Annotated in this window: 19 protein-coding genes and 1 pseudogene; 9 read left to right on the top strand and 11 right to left on the bottom strand. The window is 67.9% G+C overall.

The window, feature by feature from the left end:
* The 4 genes and pseudogenes from ACCC97_RS13230 to ACCC97_RS13245 form a co-directional block, all read right to left on the bottom strand.
* A pseudogene (locus ACCC97_RS13230) lies at positions 1 to 301 on the bottom strand (hypothetical protein); the annotation flags it as partial.
* Positions 302 to 425: 124 nt separating this feature from the next.
* Entirely contained in the window at positions 426 to 1,400 is a 975-nt protein-coding gene (locus ACCC97_RS13235; protein ID WP_413333234.1) for a Bug family tripartite tricarboxylate transporter substrate binding protein, read from the bottom strand.
* A gap of 57 nt (positions 1,401 to 1,457) precedes the next feature.
* Complete coding sequence (locus ACCC97_RS13240; RefSeq protein WP_413333235.1) at positions 1,458 to 2,402, bottom strand: hydroxymethylglutaryl-CoA lyase; 945 nt, start codon at positions 2,400 to 2,402, stop codon at positions 1,458 to 1,460.
* Positions 2,395 to 3,561 (bottom strand): CaiB/BaiF CoA transferase family protein, encoded by a 1,167-nt coding sequence (locus ACCC97_RS13245; RefSeq protein WP_413333237.1) that lies wholly within the window; start codon positions 3,559 to 3,561, stop codon positions 2,395 to 2,397. Before ACCC97_RS13245 ends, ACCC97_RS13240 begins: the two co-directional genes overlap by 8 nt.
* A 132-nt stretch (positions 3,562 to 3,693) precedes the next feature.
* Between ACCC97_RS13245 and ACCC97_RS13250 the strand changes: the two genes are divergently transcribed.
* From ACCC97_RS13250 to ACCC97_RS13280, 7 genes are all read left to right on the top strand, one after another.
* A complete protein-coding gene (locus ACCC97_RS13250; protein WP_413333239.1) occupies positions 3,694 to 4,593 on the top strand; it encodes a LysR family transcriptional regulator in 900 nt (299 codons plus the stop codon).
* Between the two features lie 47 nt (positions 4,594 to 4,640).
* Positions 4,641 to 5,381 (top strand): glutamine amidotransferase, encoded by a 741-nt coding sequence (locus tag ACCC97_RS13255; RefSeq protein WP_413333241.1) that lies wholly within the window; start codon positions 4,641 to 4,643, stop codon positions 5,379 to 5,381.
* A gap of 107 nt (positions 5,382 to 5,488) precedes the next feature.
* Positions 5,489 to 6,127, top strand: coding sequence for a CDP-alcohol phosphatidyltransferase family protein (locus tag ACCC97_RS13260; RefSeq protein ID WP_413312158.1), 639 nt, complete (start codon positions 5,489 to 5,491; stop codon positions 6,125 to 6,127).
* Positions 6,128 to 6,153: 26 nt separating this feature from the next.
* Positions 6,154 to 6,735, top strand: a complete 582-nt coding sequence (locus ACCC97_RS13265; RefSeq protein ID WP_413333243.1) for a glutathione S-transferase family protein — start codon at positions 6,154 to 6,156, stop codon at positions 6,733 to 6,735.
* A 12-nt stretch (positions 6,736 to 6,747) separates the two neighbouring features.
* Positions 6,748 to 7,389: a histidine phosphatase family protein gene (locus tag ACCC97_RS13270; RefSeq protein WP_413333245.1), complete on the top strand. Its 642-nt coding sequence runs from the start codon at positions 6,748 to 6,750 to the stop codon at positions 7,387 to 7,389.
* A 55-nt stretch (positions 7,390 to 7,444) separates the two neighbouring features.
* Positions 7,445 to 8,407, top strand: coding sequence for a DnaJ C-terminal domain-containing protein (locus ACCC97_RS13275; protein ID WP_413333246.1), 963 nt, complete (start codon positions 7,445 to 7,447; stop codon positions 8,405 to 8,407).
* 2 nt (positions 8,408 to 8,409) lie between these two features.
* On the top strand, positions 8,410 to 8,727 hold the full coding sequence (locus ACCC97_RS13280) for a chaperone modulator CbpM (RefSeq protein WP_413333248.1): 318 nt from the start codon (positions 8,410 to 8,412) through the stop codon (positions 8,725 to 8,727).
* Positions 8,728 to 8,729: 2 nt separating this feature from the next.
* Here the strand turns inward: ACCC97_RS13280 and ACCC97_RS13285 are convergent, their stop codons facing one another.
* A complete protein-coding gene (locus ACCC97_RS13285; RefSeq protein WP_413333250.1) occupies positions 8,730 to 10,463 on the bottom strand; it encodes a dipeptidase in 1,734 nt (577 codons plus the stop codon).
* A 60-nt stretch (positions 10,464 to 10,523) separates the two neighbouring features.
* Between ACCC97_RS13285 and ACCC97_RS13290 the strand changes: the two genes are divergently transcribed.
* A complete protein-coding gene (locus ACCC97_RS13290) occupies positions 10,524 to 11,096 on the top strand; it encodes a DNA-3-methyladenine glycosylase I (RefSeq protein ID WP_413333251.1) in 573 nt (190 codons plus the stop codon).
* An 81-nt stretch (positions 11,097 to 11,177) separates the two neighbouring features.
* On the opposite strand, the gene ACCC97_RS13295 is transcribed toward ACCC97_RS13290, so the two are convergent.
* From ACCC97_RS13295 to ACCC97_RS13315, 5 genes are all read right to left on the bottom strand, one after another.
* Complete coding sequence (locus tag ACCC97_RS13295) at positions 11,178 to 11,531, bottom strand: hypothetical protein (RefSeq protein ID WP_056522489.1); 354 nt, start codon at positions 11,529 to 11,531, stop codon at positions 11,178 to 11,180.
* A gap of 164 nt (positions 11,532 to 11,695) precedes the next feature.
* The gene (locus ACCC97_RS13300) at positions 11,696 to 12,574 is read right to left on the bottom strand and encodes an isocitrate lyase/PEP mutase family protein (RefSeq protein WP_413312163.1); all 879 of its coding nucleotides are present in this window, start codon (positions 12,572 to 12,574) and stop codon (positions 11,696 to 11,698) included.
* A gap of 3 nt (positions 12,575 to 12,577) precedes the next feature.
* The gene (locus ACCC97_RS13305) at positions 12,578 to 14,032 is read right to left on the bottom strand and encodes a bifunctional 2-methylcitrate dehydratase/aconitate hydratase (RefSeq protein ID WP_007834558.1); all 1,455 of its coding nucleotides are present in this window, start codon (positions 14,030 to 14,032) and stop codon (positions 12,578 to 12,580) included.
* A 14-nt stretch (positions 14,033 to 14,046) separates the two neighbouring features.
* Positions 14,047 to 15,204, bottom strand: a complete 1,158-nt coding sequence (prpC, locus tag ACCC97_RS13310; RefSeq protein ID WP_007834557.1) for a 2-methylcitrate synthase — start codon at positions 15,202 to 15,204, stop codon at positions 14,047 to 14,049.
* Complete coding sequence (locus tag ACCC97_RS13315) at positions 15,201 to 15,605, bottom strand: acyl-CoA thioesterase (RefSeq protein ID WP_042673565.1); 405 nt, start codon at positions 15,603 to 15,605, stop codon at positions 15,201 to 15,203. Before ACCC97_RS13315 ends, prpC begins: the two co-directional genes overlap by 4 nt.
* A gap of 109 nt (positions 15,606 to 15,714) precedes the next feature.
* On the opposite strand from ACCC97_RS13315, the gene ACCC97_RS13320 reads away from it, so the two are divergent.
* On the top strand, positions 15,715 to 17,211 hold the full coding sequence (locus ACCC97_RS13320; protein WP_413333254.1) for a short-chain fatty acyl-CoA regulator family protein: 1,497 nt from the start codon (positions 15,715 to 15,717) through the stop codon (positions 17,209 to 17,211).
* On the opposite strand, the gene ACCC97_RS13325 is transcribed toward ACCC97_RS13320, so the two are convergent.
* Complete coding sequence (locus ACCC97_RS13325; protein ID WP_413333256.1) at positions 17,153 to 17,965, bottom strand: hypothetical protein; 813 nt, start codon at positions 17,963 to 17,965, stop codon at positions 17,153 to 17,155. The two genes, ACCC97_RS13320 and ACCC97_RS13325, sit on opposite strands and share 59 nt — an antisense overlap.
* Between the last annotated feature and the right edge of the window lie 44 nt (positions 17,966 to 18,009).

Consider the following 18,009-nt stretch of genomic DNA (forward strand, 5'->3'; position numbering starts at 1 on the left):
GTTCCTGCATGCCGGCGGGGTAGCGCGGAATGATGGCGGGGCCCGACGGCGGGTTGGCGGCCACCTGGGCGGGCGGCGGGGTGGATGGCGCAGCGCCTTGCGGTGGCGCGTAGTCGGGCCGGCGGTTGGGGACGGGCACCGGCGCTTCCAGGATCTGCACCTGGCGCGACTGCTTGCTACCCGCCGGGCATTCGACGTTGGTGTACGAGATGGCCCCATTGGCATCGGTGCAGCGAACCACTTCCGCGTGCGCGCCTGCCGCGGTGGCGAAGATCGACAGGAAGAGTGCCAGGGAACGCATCGGTGAATGGGCCAGTGAGGTGAGGTCGGGTCGGGTTGCAGGTCGGCTGCGAAAGATGCACCAACTGTAGCCGCACCCTGCCCGCCTTGCGAGCCCCCGGCACCCGCCCCCACTCACGGCATCGTCATTCCGGCTGGATGCCGGCCGCGCGAATCACCTGGCCCCACTTCTGCGACTCGGCCGCCTGGAACTGCGCGAGCCCCTCGGGCGTGCTGGTCACGGCCTCGCCGCTGGTGGTGGTCTGGTAGGCGACTACGGCGGGCGCGGCGGAGACCTTGATCATCATCTCGTTGACCTTGTTCGTCACGGCCGCGGGCGCGCCCGGCGGCAGGTACACGGCCGTCCAGTACGACATGTCGTAGCCCTTCACGCCGGCCTCTTCCACGGTGGGCAGCGCCGGCACGGCGGCAAGTCGCTTGTTGCCGCTGACAGCCAGCGCGCGCAGCTTGCCGCTCTTGACCTGCGGCAGTGCGGTGGGCGCATCGGCGAACATGAAGTCGACCTGCCCGCCCAGCAGGTCGGTGATGGCCAGCGGGTTGCTCTTGTAGGGCACGTTCACCATGTCGATGCCGGCCATCTGCTTGAGCAGTTCGCTGGCCACGCGGCTCGACGAACTGCCGCTGCCGAAATTGAGCTTGCCGGGCGACTTCTTCGCCGCGGCCACGAGATCTGCCACCGACTTGATGGGCGACTCGGCATTCACCAGCAGCAGCATGTGGCCTTTGGACAGCAGCGTGACCGGGGTGAAGTCTTTCACCGGGTCGTAGGGCAGCTTCTTGAACAGGTGCTCGTTGGCCGCGTGGGTAGTGTTGGTGGTCATGAGCAGGGTGTAGCCGTCGGGCGCGGCCTTGGCCACGTACTGCGCGGCAATGAAGCCGCTGGCACCGGCCCGGTTGTCCACGATGACGGGCACCTTGTACTCGGCGCCCAGCGCCTGCGCCATGCTGCGCGCCTGCTGGTCGGTGCCGCTGCCGGCGCCGAAGGGCACGACGATGGTGATGGGCTTGCTCGGGTACGGCTGCGCGTGCACCGGGCCGGCGGCCAGCACGGCCGCGCAGAGCGCCGAGACGGCGCAGAGTCGGGAGAAGAAAGTCGGCATGTCGTTGTCTCTTGTGGAATGTTTTTTTCTTCGGCTTGCAAGGGGGCCGTCAAGCGCTCAGTGCCGGAACCGGCCCAGCGTGCCGGCCCGCATGAGTTTGCCCGGCAGCGGATGGCTGACGATTTCTTCGGCCAGCTGCGCGCAGCCGATGAGCGCGTCGAGGTCCACGCCGGTCTCGATGCCCATCTCCTCGCACATGAAGGCCAAGTCTTCGGTGCAGATGTTGCCGGCCGCACCGGTGTGGCCCGCGAACGGGCAGCCGCCCAGGCCGGCGCAGGCGCTGTCGAAGGTGTCGATGCCCATCTGCAGGCCCATCAATGCATTGGCCATGGCGGTGCCGCGCGTGTCGTGCAGGTGCAGGCCCAGCCGCAGCTCGGGCCAGCGCTCGCGCACGGCGCCCACCACCGCGGCAATGGCGTTGGGCTGCGCCCAGCCCACGGTGTCGGCCAGCCGCAATATCGGCAGGCGCAGGCCGAACTCGGCCATGGTGTCGAGCATCTGCGCCACGCGCTCGACCACGGTGGCCGGGGCGATCGTGCCTTCGAGGTTGCAGCCGAAGGCCGTGGTGACGATGCCGCGCGTGACCGCAATGCCGTGATCCACGCAGAACGCCAGCGTTTCGCGCTGGGCCTCGCGCAGCGCGGCCAGGCCCTTGCCGTTGTTGCGCACCGAAAAGGCCTCCGACGCGCTGGTGCCGATGGTGCCTTCGATGTCGAGCTGCGTGCGCATGGCGCGCTGCATCCCGCGCAGGTTGAGCCACAGGCCCGAGTAGCGCACGCCTTCGCGCTTGCGGATCGACTGGGCGACCAGTTCGGCGTCGGCCATGCCGGGCACGCGCTCGGGGTTGACGAAGGACACGCATTGCACCTCTTCGAGCCCGGTCTCTGCCAGCGCCTCGATGAGGCGCACCTTGTCGGCTGACGCGATGGGGCCGGCCTCGATCTGGAAGCCCTCGCGCGGGCCTTCCTCGTGCAAGTGAACGCGGCGCGGCAAATCAGACATGTGCGGCTCCCTGGTCTTTCTGTGGCGGTATGGCGGGCGCGCCGAACTCCGCGTTGTGCTGGCCCAGCCGCGGCGCCGCCGCGCGGTGCCGCGGCCGCGCGCCGTCGATCGACAGCGGCAGCGCGGTCAGCCTGAAGTCTTCGCCCGGCACGGCCTGCAGCATGCCCAGTGCCTCGACCTGCGGGTGCGCGATGGCCTCGGGCACGGTGTGCACCGGCGCGCAGGGCACGCCGGCCGCGGCGAAGCGCGCAGCCCAGTCGTCGCGGGTGCGTGCGCGCAGCAACGGCACGATCTGCTCGAACAGTGCCGCCTTGTGGCGCAGCCGCTGGCGGTTGGTGGCAAAGCGCTCGTCGCCGGTCCAGTCGCCGCGGCCGAGTTCGTGTGCGAATTTGGCGAACAGCCGGTCGTTGCCGCAGCACACGAGCAGCGGCGCGTCGGCGGTGTCGAAGGATTCGTAGGGCACAAAGCCCGGGTGGCCCGAGCGGTGGCGATCGGGCAGGCGGCCTTCGTTGGCATAGGCGTCGGCCTTCTGACCGGTCCAGACCAGCGCCGTCTCGAGCAGCGAGGCGCTCACCACGCCGCCCTTGCCGGTGACGTGGCGCCGCTGCAGCAGCGCCAGCGCGCCGATCACGGCCCACATGCCGGTGCCCTGGTCGCACACCGAGGCGCCGGTGCGCAGGGGCGGGTCTTCGGGGCCGCCGTTGATGCTCGACAACCCGCTGAAGGCCTGTATCAGCGGCTCGTAGCCCGGCTGCATGGCCAGCGGCCCGGCGTGGCCGAAGGCGGAGATCTCGCAGTAGACGAGGCGCGGATGGCGCGCACACAACGCCAGTCCGTCGATGCCCATCGATTGCGTGACGCCCGGGCGCAGGTTGTGGATCAGGATGTCGGACTCGCCCGCCAGCCGCTCGAACACCGCCATGCCGTCGGCGCCCTTGAGGTCGATGGCCACCGACTTCTTGCCGCGGTTGAACACATGAAAGTTGAGCGCGTCGCCGTGCCGGAACGCGGGGCCCATGTGGCGCGCGTCGTCGCCGCCCTCGGTGCGTTCGAGCTTGACCACGTCGGCCCCCAGGTCCGCAAGGATCGCCCCCGCGAACGGCCCGGCCAGCACCTGTCCGAGTTCGAGCACCCGGATGCCTTCCAGTATTTTTTGCATGTCTCGCGCCTGTTGCCAGGCCCGTTGTCTCGTTTCAGTGGCGCCAGTCTGGGCTTCCCGCATTGATCTGGGAAGACGAATATTTCTATATCTGTGATAACTTGGATGGATCAATCCACAAGGGATGCACCGATGCGAATCGACATCACGCTGCAGCAGCTGGAGGCCTTCGCCGAAGTGGCGAAGACCTCGAACTTCCGCGCCGCCGCGCTGGCGCTGCATGTGTCGCAGCCCGCGCTGAGCCGCACCATCCGCATCGTCGAAGACCTGGCCGGCGCGCGGCTGTTCGACCGCGACACGCGCCACGTGGAACTCACGCCCGCCGGGCGCGAGCTGCTACCGATTGCGCTGCGCATCCTGGAGAACTTTCACAGCTCGTTCAGCGAGCTGTCGCAGTTTCTCGAAGGCCGAAGCGGCCACCTGACCATTGCGTCGCTGCCGTCCACGGGCGCGGCGCTGCTGCCGAACGCGATCGTGGAATTCCGCTGCAGCCACCCGCAGGTAGAGTTCTCGCTGATCGAAGGGCCGGCGGAGCTGGTGCGCTCGGCCGTGGACGAAGGCCGGGCCGACTTCGGCATCAGCGTGCGCCCCGGGCCTCAGGAACCGATGCTGTACCGCCACCTGATCGACGACCCGTTCATGCTGCTGTGCCGGCGCGACGATCCGCTGGCGGCGCGGACGACGGTGGCATGGTCGGTGTTCGCGACGCGGCCCTTCATTGCCAGCGGCTTTCGCAGCAGCATCCGCCCGATCACCGACGCGGCCTTTCTCCAGCGCGGGCTGCAGGTGGTGCCGGCGCTGGAGTACCCGAGCGTGGCCGCGGCCGGCGCGCTGGTGGCCGCGGGTCTGGGCATCACGGCGCTGCCGCGGCTGGCGCTGCAGCTCACGCGCAACGACGACCTGGTGACGGTGCCGCTGCAGCGCCCAGCCATGTCTCGGCCCATCGGGCTCATCACGCGCGCGGGCCGGTCGCCCTCGCCGGTGGGCCGGGCCTTCATGGACCTGCTGCACAGCAGGGAAGCCTCGCGCTGAAACCGCACGTCGAAACCTCGCTTTCGGTCTGCGGCATGATCGGGGGCATGGAAAAAACGCCCCCGAATCCGCTGGTCATCGTCAAGGTTGGAAGCACTTTCGAAGCCCTTCGCGCAGAGCGCGGCGACTTCGAGAACTGGATTGCCGACGGGCTGGACACGCAGGCGCTGCCGATCCTGGTGATCGACCCGCGCCGCGGCGACACACTGCCCGACGCGGAAGCGGTCTCCGGCGTGGTGGTGACCGGCTCGCACGCAATGGTGTCGCACCGCGAGCCCTGGAGCGAAACCACCGCCGCGTGGCTCGCGCAGCTGGTGGCGCACGACACGCCCGTGCTCGGCATCTGCTACGGCCACCAGCTGCTCGCGCATGCGCTCGGCGGCGAAGCAGGCAATCATCCGGCGGGCGTGGAGGTCGGCACCGTCACGGTCACCCTCGAAGAGGCGGCCGCCACCGACCCGCTGTTGCGCGGCCTGCCCGCGCAGTTTCCGGCGCACGTGGTGCACTGGCAGAGCGCGCTTCGCCTGCCCAAAGGCGCGGTGCGGCTGGCCGGCAACGACCACGAGCCGGTGCACGCCTTCCGCATCGGCAAGCACGCCTGGGGTGTGCAGTTCCACCCCGAGTTCGACGGCGAGGCCATGCGCGGCTACATCGACCTGCTGGCCGACGACCTGGCTTCCGCCGGCGTCGATCCGGCCGCGCTGCGCGAGCGCGTAGGCCCTACCGACGCGGCGGCCGGGCTGCTCGGGCGCTTCGCGCGGATTGTCGAAGCGCACCACGGCAGCTGAGCTTCGGCGGCCCGAAAGCGCCGCCGGGCCGTCGGACCGCGACTACAGGAAGCGCCGCGCGCTTCGGTTAAGGTGCGGTCCATTCGCCGTTTGCCAACCCTTCTTTCATGACCACTCCTTCCACCGCGCCAGCCCGCAAGCATTTTTCGATGATCCGGGGGTTCCACCTCGCCGATGCGTTCACGCTCGGCAATGCGGCCTGCGGAGTGGGCGCGGTGTTCCTGGCGATGGCCTTCATGGCGAGCCATTCGCTCGCGCAGTTCCTGTGGGCGGCAGCGCTCGCGCCGGCCGCCTTCATCTTCGACGTGCTCGACGGCCGCATCGCGCGCTGGCGCCAGACCCAATCGGCCCTCGGGCGCGAGCTCGACTCGCTCGCCGATGTGATCTCGTTCGGCGTGGCGCCCGCCGCGCTCGGCTTCGCGGCCGGGCTGAGCGGCGGCTGGGACTGCGTGATCCTGATCTATTTCGTGGGCTGCGGCGTGAGCCGGCTCGCGCGCTACAACGTCACGGCCGAAGCCCTGTCGGCCGGCGCCGACAAGGTGAAGTATTTCGAGGGCACGCCCATCCCGACCAGCGTGGTGCTGGTGGGCGTGCTGGCGTACGCGGCCTGGCAGGGCCGCATCGGCGACGCGCTGTGGGGCGCCGCCTGGGCCGTCGGCCCGTGGCAGCTGCATCCGCTGGTGTTGCTGTTCGCCTTGTCGGGCACGCTCATGATCAGCAAGACGCTGCGCATCCCCAAGTTCTGACCGTTCAACACGAAGGAAACACGCCGATGACGATGAAGCTGTATTTCGACCCTCAGAGCCGCTCGCAGGTTGCCAGATGGATGCTCGACGAAGCCGGCGTCGACTACGAGATCGTGACCACGCTCATCAAGGACAAGGCCCACAAGACGCCCGAGTTCCTGAAGATCAACCCGGCGGGCAAGCTGCCGGCGCTGGTCGACGGCCGCACGCGCGTCTTCGAGAACGCGGCCATCTGCATGTACGTCGCCGAGAAGTTTCCCGGCAAGCGGCTCGCGCCTTTCCCCGGTTCACCAGATCGTGGCCGCTACCTGTCGCTGATGGTCTATTCGACCTCGCAGCTGGAGCTTGCGATGGGCGACAGCCTGCTGAAGATCCGCAGCAACAACAGAGCGCGCGGCTGGACGGACTTCGAGGCGGCCAAGGACGCGGTCGAGCGCGAACTGGGCGATGGCCCCTACCTGTTCGGCGCGCAGTTCACCGCGGCCGACGTGATGATCGGCTCGATGCTCATCTGGCACCGCGCGTTCGGCGGCATCCTGAACCGGCCCAAGCTCGACGCCTACGTCAACCGGCTGCAGGGCCGCCCCAAGGGCATGAAGTTCGGCTGAAAGCGACACGCCATGTCACAAACCACGTCCGTTCACATCGGCACCGGCGGCCTCGATCAGCTCGTCCGCATCGCCGAGACGCAACCGCTGTCGCCCGACTGCGATCACTTCTACTTCCTGCGCCATGGCCAGACCGGGCGCAATGCGCAGCGCATCTTCCAGGCGGTGGACGAACCCCTGAGCGAGCTCGGCCTGCAGCAGGCCGCGCGCGCTGCCGGGCTGCTGGCGGGCGAGCCCATCCGCACCGTCGTGTGCAGCGATGCGCGGCGCGCGAACGACACCGCCCACGCCGTTGGCACGGCGCTGAAACTGGTGCCGGCCGCGCAGGCAGCGCTGCGCGAGCGCAACTTCGGCGCGCTGATCGGCACCTCGTCCGCCAACATCGACTGGGCCTGCGAGCCCGAGGGCGGCGAGACGCTCACGCAGTTCGTCGCGCGCACGCGCGCCGCCCTCGACGAGGCACTGCGGCTGCCCGCCCCGGTGCTGGTGGTGGCGCACGGCGGCACGCTCTATGCGCTGGCTGCACTGCTGGGTGTACCTATCGACCTCGGCCTGCTCGGCAACGCACAGCCATTGCGTTTCGAGCGCACAGGCCCCACATGGGGCGTAACGCCGCTGCTGCGGCAAACTGACGGAAACGCAGCCCTGGCTTAACCAACCCCGGCGCCCCGGGCCCTGATGCCGTCCACACAACGAACTGCCACACACCATGGAATTCAAGGACTACTACAGCGCACTGGGCGTCGACCGCACCGCGTCCGACGACGAAGTGCGCAAGGCCTACCGCAAGCTCGCCCGCAAGTACCACCCCGACGTCAGCAAGGAGTCCGACGCAGAGCAGCGCATGCGCGACATCAACGAGGCCAAGGACGTGCTGGGCGACAAGGAAAAGCGCGCGGCCTACGACGCGCTGGCCGACCGTGTCGCACGCGGCGGCCACCCCGAGGGCGGCTTCCAGCCGCCGCCGGGCTGGGACCAGGGCTTCGAGTTCCACCGCGGCCCGCGCCAGGGCCCGGCCGACCACGCGGACTTCAGCGAGTTTTTCTCGTCGCTGTTCGGCGAGGCCGAGCGGCGCGACGCGGCGCGGCGGAACTACAAGGCGCGCGGCGAAGACCATCATGCGGCCATCGAGATTGCACTCGAAGACGCGCTCAACGGCGCCGAGCGCGAGATCACGCTGCGCGCCCAGACCGTCGACGCTCAGGGCCACCCGCAGTGGCAGAACCGCACGCTCAGCGTGAAGATCCCGCCGGGCGTGCACCCGGGCCAGTTCATCCGCCTCGCGGGGCAAGGCATGCCCGGCCACGGCGGCGCGCCGCCGGGCGACCTGTATCTCGAAGTGCGCATTGCGCCGCACAAGCTGTACCGCGTGGAAGAGCGCGACCTGTACATGACGCTGCCCGTCACACCCACCGAGGCGGCACTGGGCACGCAGGTGCAGGTGCCGACGCCGACCGGCGGCGTGGTCGAGGTGACCGTGCCGCGCAATGCGCGCAACGGCCTGAAGCTGCGGCTCAAGGGCCGGGGCCTCGCGGGCAAGACGCCCGGCGACCTGTACCTGCTGCTCGACATCGCCCTGCCGCCGGCCGACAGCGACGATGCGCGCAAGGCCTACGAGCAGCTGGCGCAAGCCACGGCATCGTTCCACCCACGCCAGCATCTGGGAGTCTGAGCATGGTGAACTTCACCCTTACGACCGCCACCGCCATCAGCGCCTCGCAGCCGCTCGCGGCGAGCGAACTGGCGCACGCCGTCGGCGCCGACACCGCCTGGATCGTGCAACTGGTCGAGGTCGGCATCCTGCAGATCGAAACGGCCGAGACCCAGCCCGAGCGCTGGCAATTTTCCAGCACAGACCTGCAGCACGCGCTCGAAGTGCGCCGGCTGGAGCGCGACTTCGGCGTGGGGCTCGATGCCGCCGCGCTGATCCTCGACCTGGAGCACGAAGTGCGGCGGCTCAAGGCCGTGCTGCAGGCACACGGCCTGCGCTGACGCTACTGCATCTGCTGCAGGTTGCCGATGCGCACCAGCATCTCGGTGAACATCTGCATGTCGGCGTCGAGGTCGGGCACTTCCTTGTATTCCTTGGCGTTGTGCGCCGTGTACTTCTTGCCTGGCATGGCGGGACCGAAGTTGATGGCGTTGGGCATCAGCTTCGCAGTGGTGCTGCCGGCCGTGGGCACGGGCTTGGCTTCAAGGCCGGTGGTGTCACCGTAGATGTCGAGCAGCGTCGACAGCCATGCGCCCTTGGGGTCGCGCGCCATCCAGTTGCCCTGGTCGTAGACCACATCGAGCTTCACGTTGTTCGCGCTCGCCCAGGCGTTGACCTTCGAGGTGACCTGCGCCTTCAGTTCGTCGGGCGTGCGGCCGCGCGGCATGCGCACGTTGACCGTGACCTCCAGCCTGCCATCGTTGCCCATGCGCACGAGGTTCGGCGACAAGGTCAGCGGGCCCATGAAATCGTCGGCGTAGCCCAGGCCCATCTTCTCGCCGAGGTAGCCGGTGCCGTAGAGCGCGTCGATGTACTTCGCGGCCTTCAGGTACTGGTTGGCGGCCAGCGGCACGCCAGACTCCTCCAGGAACAGTGCAAGGCGCGGCAGCGGGTTGACGCCTTCTTCCGGGCGCGAGCCGTGGGCCGAGACGCCTGTCACCTTGAGCTCGATGCTGTCGGCGCCGCGTGCGATGTCGATGGCGAACTTGCCGCCCTGCGCTTCGTACTTCTGCAGGAAGGCCGGCTTTGCTGCTTCGAGCTTTGCGAGCACGCCTGCAAGGTCGCCGCCTTTGAGCGTGGCGGTTGCCGTCTGCGAGATCGCGTTGGCCGATGCGGCGCCGGCCATGGCCGTGATCGCCGTCGATGCGCCATCGGCCGTTTCCGCCGGGAACAGCACCTTCAGCGCGCCCGAGCCCTTCTCCGCCACCACGGCCGGGTACTTGCTGTCGAGCACGATGTTGTAGGCCGGCAGCTGCGTCTTCGCGCGGTAGTACTGCATGGCGTCGCCACCGGTTTCCTCGGTGGTCTCGATCATCAGGCGGATGCTTCGCTCGATGGGCAGGCCGCTGTCCTTCACGGCCTTCATCGCGTAGAGCACGGCGGCGATGGAGCCCTTGTCGTCGATGGTGCCGCGGCCATAGAGGAAGTCGCCCACGCGGGTCATCTTGAACGGGTCGAGCCGCGTGCCGTCGTCGAGCACCCATTCGGACAGCACCGCAGGCACCACATCGGCATGCGTGAGGATGCCGAATTCTTCCGTACCCTTGCCCTTGAGGCTGACTTCGAAGATGCGGTTGTCGACATTGCGGTAGGCAAGGCCGAAGTCGCCCGCCATCTTCTCGACCAGCTTGCCGAACTCGATGATCGGTGCGCTCTCGTGGGGCGGAACCTGCACGTTGCGTACCGTCGGAATCGCCACCATGGTGCCGATGCTCGCGATCACGGCCTGCTGGTTCTGCAGGCGGTTGTACAAGCCGAGCAGGCGCGCGATGTTGACGAGGTCGTCCCCGGCCAGCGGTTTCTTCGCGCGATAGGCGGCCACGCTGGCTTGCAGCGCGGGGTTGCTCCTGGTTGCCTGCGCGAGGAAGGCATTGAAATCGGCCGGGGCCTTGCCGGCTTGCCATGCGGCGGCGAGCTGATCGAGCTGGGGCTTCCTGAGTGCTTCGGCGTGCACGCTCGCACCAAGGCCGAGCACGACCATCGACAGGGCCGACAATGAAAATCGAAAATGCTGCATCAGGGTGACCTCCTCATTCTGAAAAACATTCCCGACGATAGCCGAGCGAAATACCGAACGATGAACAACAGCAACGCCAAGATCCGCTGCGCATGGGCCCAGACCGACCCGCTGCTGGCCGCCTACCACGACGCCGAATGGGGCGTTCCCGAGCGCGACAGCCGTGCGCTGTGGGAAAAGCTGATGCTCGACGGCTTCCAGGCCGGCCTCTCGTGGCTCACCATCCTGCGCAAGCGCGATGCGTTCCGCAAGGCCTTCAAGGGCTTCGTGCCGGAGAAGATCATCAAGTTCACCGAGGCCGATGTCGAACGGCTCATGCAGGACGCCGGCATCGTGCGCTCGCGCTCGAAGATCGAAGCCACCATCGGCAATGCGCGCGCCTACCTTGCGATGCAGGCGGCGGGCGAAGACTTCTCGGAATTCATCTGGGGCATGGCTGGCGGCAAGCCCATCGTCAACCGCACGGGCAGCGTGCCCGTGAAGACGCCGCTGTCGGAAGACATTTCGGCTGCGCTCAAGAAGCGCGGCTTCAAATTCGTCGGCCCCGTCATCGTCTACGCGTGGATGCAGGCCACGGGCATCGTGGACGACCATGCGCACGACTGCCATCGGCACGAGGCCAAGCTGAAATGACGCAATAAAAAAACCGGGCCACGCTTTCGCATGGTCCGGTTTTGTCTGGCTGCTAAGTGAAGCGGCTTGCGCCGCGACAATTTACAGGCCGGCTTGGCGCGTGAAGGCCAGGCCCTTCGCTTGCGCGGGGATCACGCTGCCGGCGAAGGTTTCGGGGCGCAGGTTCTGGCCCGGTGCATGTGCAGCGGCAACAGCTTCATTGCGGACGGCGGCGCGGTCGGCCGAAGCAGTCAGCGCGGGCGTTGCGGTCGAAGCAGCGCCGTCGTTGTCGCCATATGCATTGCCGGCGCGGGCCGCAGCAACTGCCTGGGGCGCCACGTCGGCGCGGCTGTAGCCGGAAGTCAGGGGCTGCACGCCTTCGTAGCTTTCTGCGTGAGCGCCAGCAGCGGCGAGCAGGGACAGAGCGGCGGCGGCGAGGATGTTCGAGGTCTTCATTTCAATTCCTTATTCATTGGGCCTTTGGGTGCCTCAAGTGTGCATCACGATTACTAGGGCAAACCCCTATACAACCGAATCGCAGTGTTCATGAAATCGAAACAATGACGAGGAACTTTCTGACGAAGCTAACTCAACCGCCTTCTTCGCCGTCAAAACTGCGGCTAATTCGTGTACTTTTTCTCTAGCTCATCAAGCAATGGCTTGCCGACCAGGCGCTGCCTTTCAGCAAAAGGTGCTACCAGTGCCGGGTCTTCATCCAGCCGCCGGGTATCGCGCAGAACGGTCAACGCACGTTGCATGCCAGCCACCGCGCCCTGCAACGCGGCATTGGCGTAGAGCACGAAGCCATAGCCCAGCGCGCCCAGTTCCTGCGCGCCGAAGGTCGGCGTCCTGCCGCCGATCACCATGTTCATGAGCTGCGGCTTGCCGAGGCGCTGCGGCATGGTGCGCACTTCTTCGGCCAGCGTCACGGCCTCGACGAAGAGGATGTCGGCGCCGGCTTCGCCGAACTTCTGCGCGCGCTCGATGGCGGCCTCGAAGCCATGCACTGCCGCCGCATCGGTGCGGGCCATGACGAGCAGATCGCCGTCCTGCCGCGCATCGACCGCGGCCTTGATCTTGCCGAGCATCTCGCCTGTCTCGATCACAGCCTTGCCCGCGAAATGGCCGCAGCGCTTGGGGCTCACCTGGTCTTCGAGCTGGATGCAGTCGGCCCCTGCCCGCTCGAGCACACGCACCGTGTGCCGCACGTTGAGCGCATTGCCGAAGCCGGTGTCGGCATCGACCAGCAGCGGCAGGCTCACCGCGTCGCGGATGCGCGCCGTGTGCTCGGCGATCTCGTGCAGGCCCATGAAGGCCTGGTCGGGCAGGCCGAGGTGCATGTTGGTGACGCCCGCGCCGGTGACGTAGATCGCCTCGAAGCCGAGGTCTTCGATCACGCGGGCCGACATCGCATTGAACGCACCCGGCACCAGCACGCCGCGGCGCGCCTCGGCCAGGCGGCGCAATACCTTCTTCGGGGATTCGTTGTTCGCCCGCATGGTTCAGGCCGCGTACAGGTCGACGTACTCGTGCACCGGCATCGCCTCGAGCTTCTTCGCATCGAGCGACACATCGAGGATGGCCTGCTGCTGCTTCTGCGCGAAGCGGCGCGCAAGGTTGGTGCGGAACTTGGCTTCGAGCAGCGGAATGCCGTCGCTGCGGCGGCGCTTGTGGCCGATGGGGTACTCGACCACCACTTCGGCAAGGCTCGTGCCGTCCTTGAACGCCACCGTCAGCGCGTTCGCGATGCTGCGCTTTTCGGGGTCGTGGTAGTCGGCGGTGAAGCGGGGGTCTTCCACGCACACGATCCTGTCGCGCAGCGCGTCGATGCGCGGGTCATTTGCCACGCTGTCCTCGTAGTCGCCGGCAGTGAGGCGGCCGAAGATCATCGGCACCGCCACCATGTACTGGATGCAGTGGTCGCGGTCGGCCGGGTTGTTCAGCGGGCCCTGCTTGTCGATGATGCGGATGCAGGCCTCGTGCGTGCGGATGGTCACCCGCTCGATGTCGTCCACGGTCTTGCCGATCTTGTGCAACTGCGCATGCAGCGCCATGCCAGCCTCCACCGCCGTCTGGCTGTGGAACTCGGCCGGGAAGCTGATCTTGAAGAGCACGTTCTCCATCACGTAGCTGCCGTACGGGCGTTGAAACTTGAAGGGTTGCCCCTTGAAAAGCACGTCGTAGAAGCCCCAGGTCTTGGCGCTGAGCACGCCCGGGTAGCCCATCTCGCCCGTCTTCGCGATCAGCGCGAGGCGCACCGCGCGGCTGGTCGCGTCGCCCGCCGCCCAGCTCTTGCGGCTGCCGGTATTGGGCGCATGGCGGTACGTGCGCAGGCTCTGGCCATCGACCCATGCGAGCGACACGGCGTTGACGATCTCGTCGCGCGTCAGCCCCAGCAGGCGCGCCACCACGGCCGTCGATGCCACCTTGACCAGCACCACGTGATCAAGCCCGACCTTGTTGAACGAGTTCTCCAGCGCGAGGCAGCCCTGGATCTCGTGCGCCTGGATCATGCCGGTGAGCACGTCGCGCATGGTCAGCGGCTTGCGCCCGGCAGCCACGGCGTTGCGGCTGAGCCAGTCGGCCGTGGCGAGGATGCCGCCGAGGTTGTCGCTCGGGTGGCCCCACTCCGCCGCAAGCCAGGTGTCGTTGAAGTCGAGCCAGCGGATCATCGTGCCGATGTTGAAGGCGGCCTGCACCGGATCGAGCTGGTACGGCGTGCCCGGCACCTTCGCGCCGTTCGGCACCACCGTGCCCGGCACGATCGGGCCGAGCAGCTTGGTGCAGGCCGGGTACTCGAGCGCCTCGAGGCCGCAGCCGAGCGTGTCGATCAGGCAGTGGCGCGCGGTTTCGTACGCCAGCGCGCTCGTGATCTGCTGGTGGGCAAGCACGTAGTCGACGATGTCGACCAGCACCTGGTCGGGTTCGGGGCGGATGTTGCTGATGTGTGCGGACATGGAGAAAGAGGCTTTCAGCGGTTGGCGATGGGAACGAAGGTCTGGTCTTCGGGACCGGTGTAGTTGGCGCTCGGGCGGATGATCTTGTTGTCCTGCCGCTGCTCGATGATGTGCGCGGCCCAGCCGCTGGTGCGCGCAATGACGAACAGCGGCGTGAACATTGCGGTCGGCACGCCCAGCATGTGATAACTCACGGCGCTGAACCAGTCGAGGTTGGGGAACATCTTCTTCGCGTCCCACATCACCTTTTCGAGCCGCTCGGCAATGTCGTACATGCGGGTGGAACCGGCCTCCTCCGACAGCTGCTTCGCCACGCACTTGATGACCACGTTGCGCGGGTCCGACACGGTGTAGACCGGGTGGCCGAAGCCGATGATCACTTCCTTCGCCTCGACGCGGCGACGGATGTCGGCCTCGGCCTCATCGGGAGTGTCGTAGCGCTTCTGGATCTCGAAGGCGACCTCGTTGGCGCCGCCATGTTTGGGCCCGCGCAGCGCGCCGATGGCGCCGGTGATGGCCGAGTACACGTCGGAGCCCGTGCCCGCCACCACGCGCGCGGTGAAGGTCGAGGCGTTGAACTCGTGCTCCGCATAGAGGTTGAGCGAGGTGTGCATCGCGCGCTCCCAGCTCGCCGAGGGTGCGCGGCCGTGCAGCAGGTGCAGGAAGTGCGCACCGATGGAGTCGTCGTCGGTCTCCACCTCGATGCGCCGCCCCTGCGTCGACCAGTGATACCAGTACAGCAGCATCGAACCGAGCGATGCCATCAGCCGGTCGGCGATGTCGCGCGCGCCGGGCAGCGAGTGGTCGTCTTTCTCGGGCAGCACGCAGCCGAGCGCAGAGACGCCGGTACGCATCACGTCCATCGGATGCGCGCTGGCGGGCAGGCGCTCCAGCGCTTCCTTCACGCTCGCGGGCAGGCCGCGCATCGCCTTCAGCCGGCCCTTGTAGGCGCGCAGCTCGGCGCTGCTGGGCAGCTTGCCGTGCACCAGCAGGTGCGCGATTTCCTCGAACTCGCAGACGTCGGCAATGTCGAGGATGTCGTAGCCGCGGTAGTGCAGGTCGTTGCCCGTGCGCCCCACGGTGCACAGCGCGGTGTTGCCCGCGGGCACGCCCGAGAGCGCGACGGATTTCTTTGGCTTGAAGCCGGTGGGGCTTGCGGTGTCTGTGGTCATACGATCTCCTCGGAAATTGCTTCGGCGAGGCGCGCCATGCGCCTCGGGCGTCCGGCGGCGTCGACCGCCACCATCTCGAACTCGCCTTCGAGCACGCATGCAAGCGCCTCGGTAGCCACGTCCTGCACGCAGCCGCGCACACGCACGGTGAGCGAGCTGCGGCCGGCGCGCGAGACGTGCGTTTCGAGCACCAGCGTGCTGCCCAGGCGCACCGGCGCATGGAACATCACCTCGCGGCAGCGCGCCATCACCACGTCGCCGCGCACGAAGCTCCGGCCGCCCAGGAAGGCAGCCTTAGACATCAGCTGCAGCGCCTGGCCGCCAAACAGCGTGCCGTAGTGGTTGGTGTGTTCCGGGAACACCACCTCGATGAGACGGACCGAGCCGCGAGTGCCTTGCATGATTCGCAATTTACGCAAGATCGTGCCCATAATGAAGACCTGAATTGGCGAATGATTGCGAAGGAAACGCGGTCAGATTTGCGAATCTTGCGAACAACGGACACAGACGATGAAGAAGACCTTCATGGGCGTGCGGCTGCGAAGCCTGCGCGAGGAGCGCGGCCTGAGCCAGCTCGCGCTCGCACAGCAGCTGGGCCTGTCGCCCAGCTACCTGAACCAGATCGAGCAGAACCAGCGGCCGCTCACGGTGCCGGTGCTGCTGCGCCTGCATGCCACGCTGGGCGTCGACATCCAGGCCTTCTCGGAAGACGAGGAAGCGCGGCTCATCGCCAGCTTGCGCGAGGCGCTGGCCGACAACCCAGGCGGCGACGCGGTCGCGCTGGCCGAGCTGCGCGAGGTGGCCACGCAGATGCCGGCCGTGGGCCGCGCGCTGGTGGCCCTGCATCAGCGGCACCGCGATGCGATGGAACGGCTCGAAGCGTTGGCGGGCGAACTGGGTGACGGCCGTGGCGATCTCGCACGCTTGCCTCAGGCGCGGCCCATGCCCTTCGAGGAAGTGCGCGACTTCTTCTTCGCGCACCAGAACCACATCGCACCGCTCGACGACGCGGCCGAGGCCTTCGCCGCGCAATGGCGCCTGCGCGAAGGCAACCCCGGCGACCGCCTCGCGCGCCGGCTGCTCGAAGCGCACGGCGTGCAGGTGGTGCCCGCCGAAGATGGTGAAGCCGGTGCGCTGCGGCGCTACGACCCGGCCTCGCGCGTGCTCCGGCTCTCGCCTCACCTGGAGCCCGGGCAGCATGCATTCCAGCTCGCCACGCAGCTCGCCTTCCTGGAGCTCGGCGACATGCTCGAAGCGCTGGTGGCGACCGCGCCGCTGTCCAGCGACACGGCCCGTTCGCTCACGCGCATCGGCCTGGCCAACTACTTCGCCGCGGCGCTTCTGCTGCCCTACAGCGAGTTCCTCGAAACCGCCGAGCTGCTGCGCTACGACATCGACCAGCTGGCGCGCCGCTTCGGCGTGGGCTTCGAGACCATCTGCCACCGCCTGAGCTCGCTGCAGCGGCCCGATGCGCGTGGCGTGCCCTTCTTCCTCATCCGCGTCGACCGCGCGGGCAACATCTCGAAGCGGCAGTCGGCCACGCATTTCCACTTCTCGAAGACGGGCGGCACCTGCCCGCTGTGGAACGTGTACGAGGCCTTCGCGCAGCCCGGGCGCGTACTCACGCAGCTCGCGCGCATGCCCGACGGGCGCGCCTACCTCTGGATCGCGCGCACGGTGTCGCACGGCTACCGCGGCTACGGTTCGCCCAACAAGACCTTCTCGATCGGGCTGGGCTGCGACATCAGCCATGCCACGCAGCTGGTCTATTCGAAGGGTATGGACCTGCGCGACCCCGACGTGCCCACGCCCATCGGCGCGGGCTGCAAGGTGTGCGAACGCGAGACCTGCCCGCAGCGCGCGTTTCCGTTCGTGGGCCGGCCGCTGGCCGTGGACGAGAACCAGAGCCGGTTCATGCCCTATGCGGCAGCACCGGCGGCAGGCGCGATCAGGAGCGCGGCCAGGCGCGCACCAGCGTCCGGAGCGCGACCGCGCCGCTCCCCTTGACCTCTGCGCGGTAGGTGCCCACCAGGGCCTCGCGCTCGACTGCCGCCTGGGGGTCGTTGCGCCAGGCCAGCAATGCGGCCACGTCCGCATCGGGCAGCGCGGCGAGCTGTGCCTGCGTCACCTGCTTCTCGAATTCGCGCGCCACGATCATCAGGTTGCGTGGGCGCGTCGACGTTACGCCGCGCGACCACAGCGTGTCGAGTGCCATGTCCAGTGTGCGGTCCGGCAGCGAGCTGAGCTGGCCGCCGTTGCCGCGCGCGAGCTGCTTGACCACCGCGCTCATCAGCAACTGGCTCGAGAAGTCGATCTCGCGCACCTCCGCCACGGCCATGCGTTCGAGCAGTTCGGTGCGCACCGGATCGGCGGGCTTGGCGCGCTCGCGGCTGAAGAACTCGGCCTTGCCGGCCTCGGTCATGGCGGCGTAGTCGGTGCGCAGTTTCACGAGATGCGCCACGGCGGCCAGCACCTGCGGGCCGGGAGCGGCACCGCCGTTGCCGGCCAACGCTACTTCCTGCTGGATCGCGGCCACGGAGGCCCTGGTGTTGAACGCACGGCCGGCGGCAGTGTCCAGCGCCTTGAGTGCCTTGTCGGCAATGGCCTGGTCATCGGGCTCCAGCAGTTCCCTCGCACCACGCGCGACGGCACCGGGCGCATAGGACGCTTCATAGCGCGCCTGCACGCCTTCGAACTGCAGCAGCGCTTCCGCGCGGTTCTGCGCCCAGCCCATCACGGGGGCCAGGAGCAACAGGAGCAACAGGGAGAAACGGAACGGGAAGAGACGGTCTGGGCAAAGCATGC

Origin of the sequence: Variovorax sp. Varisp85 (assembly GCF_047304045.1) — a bacterium.
GTDB lineage: Bacteria > Pseudomonadota > Gammaproteobacteria > Burkholderiales > Burkholderiaceae_C > Variovorax.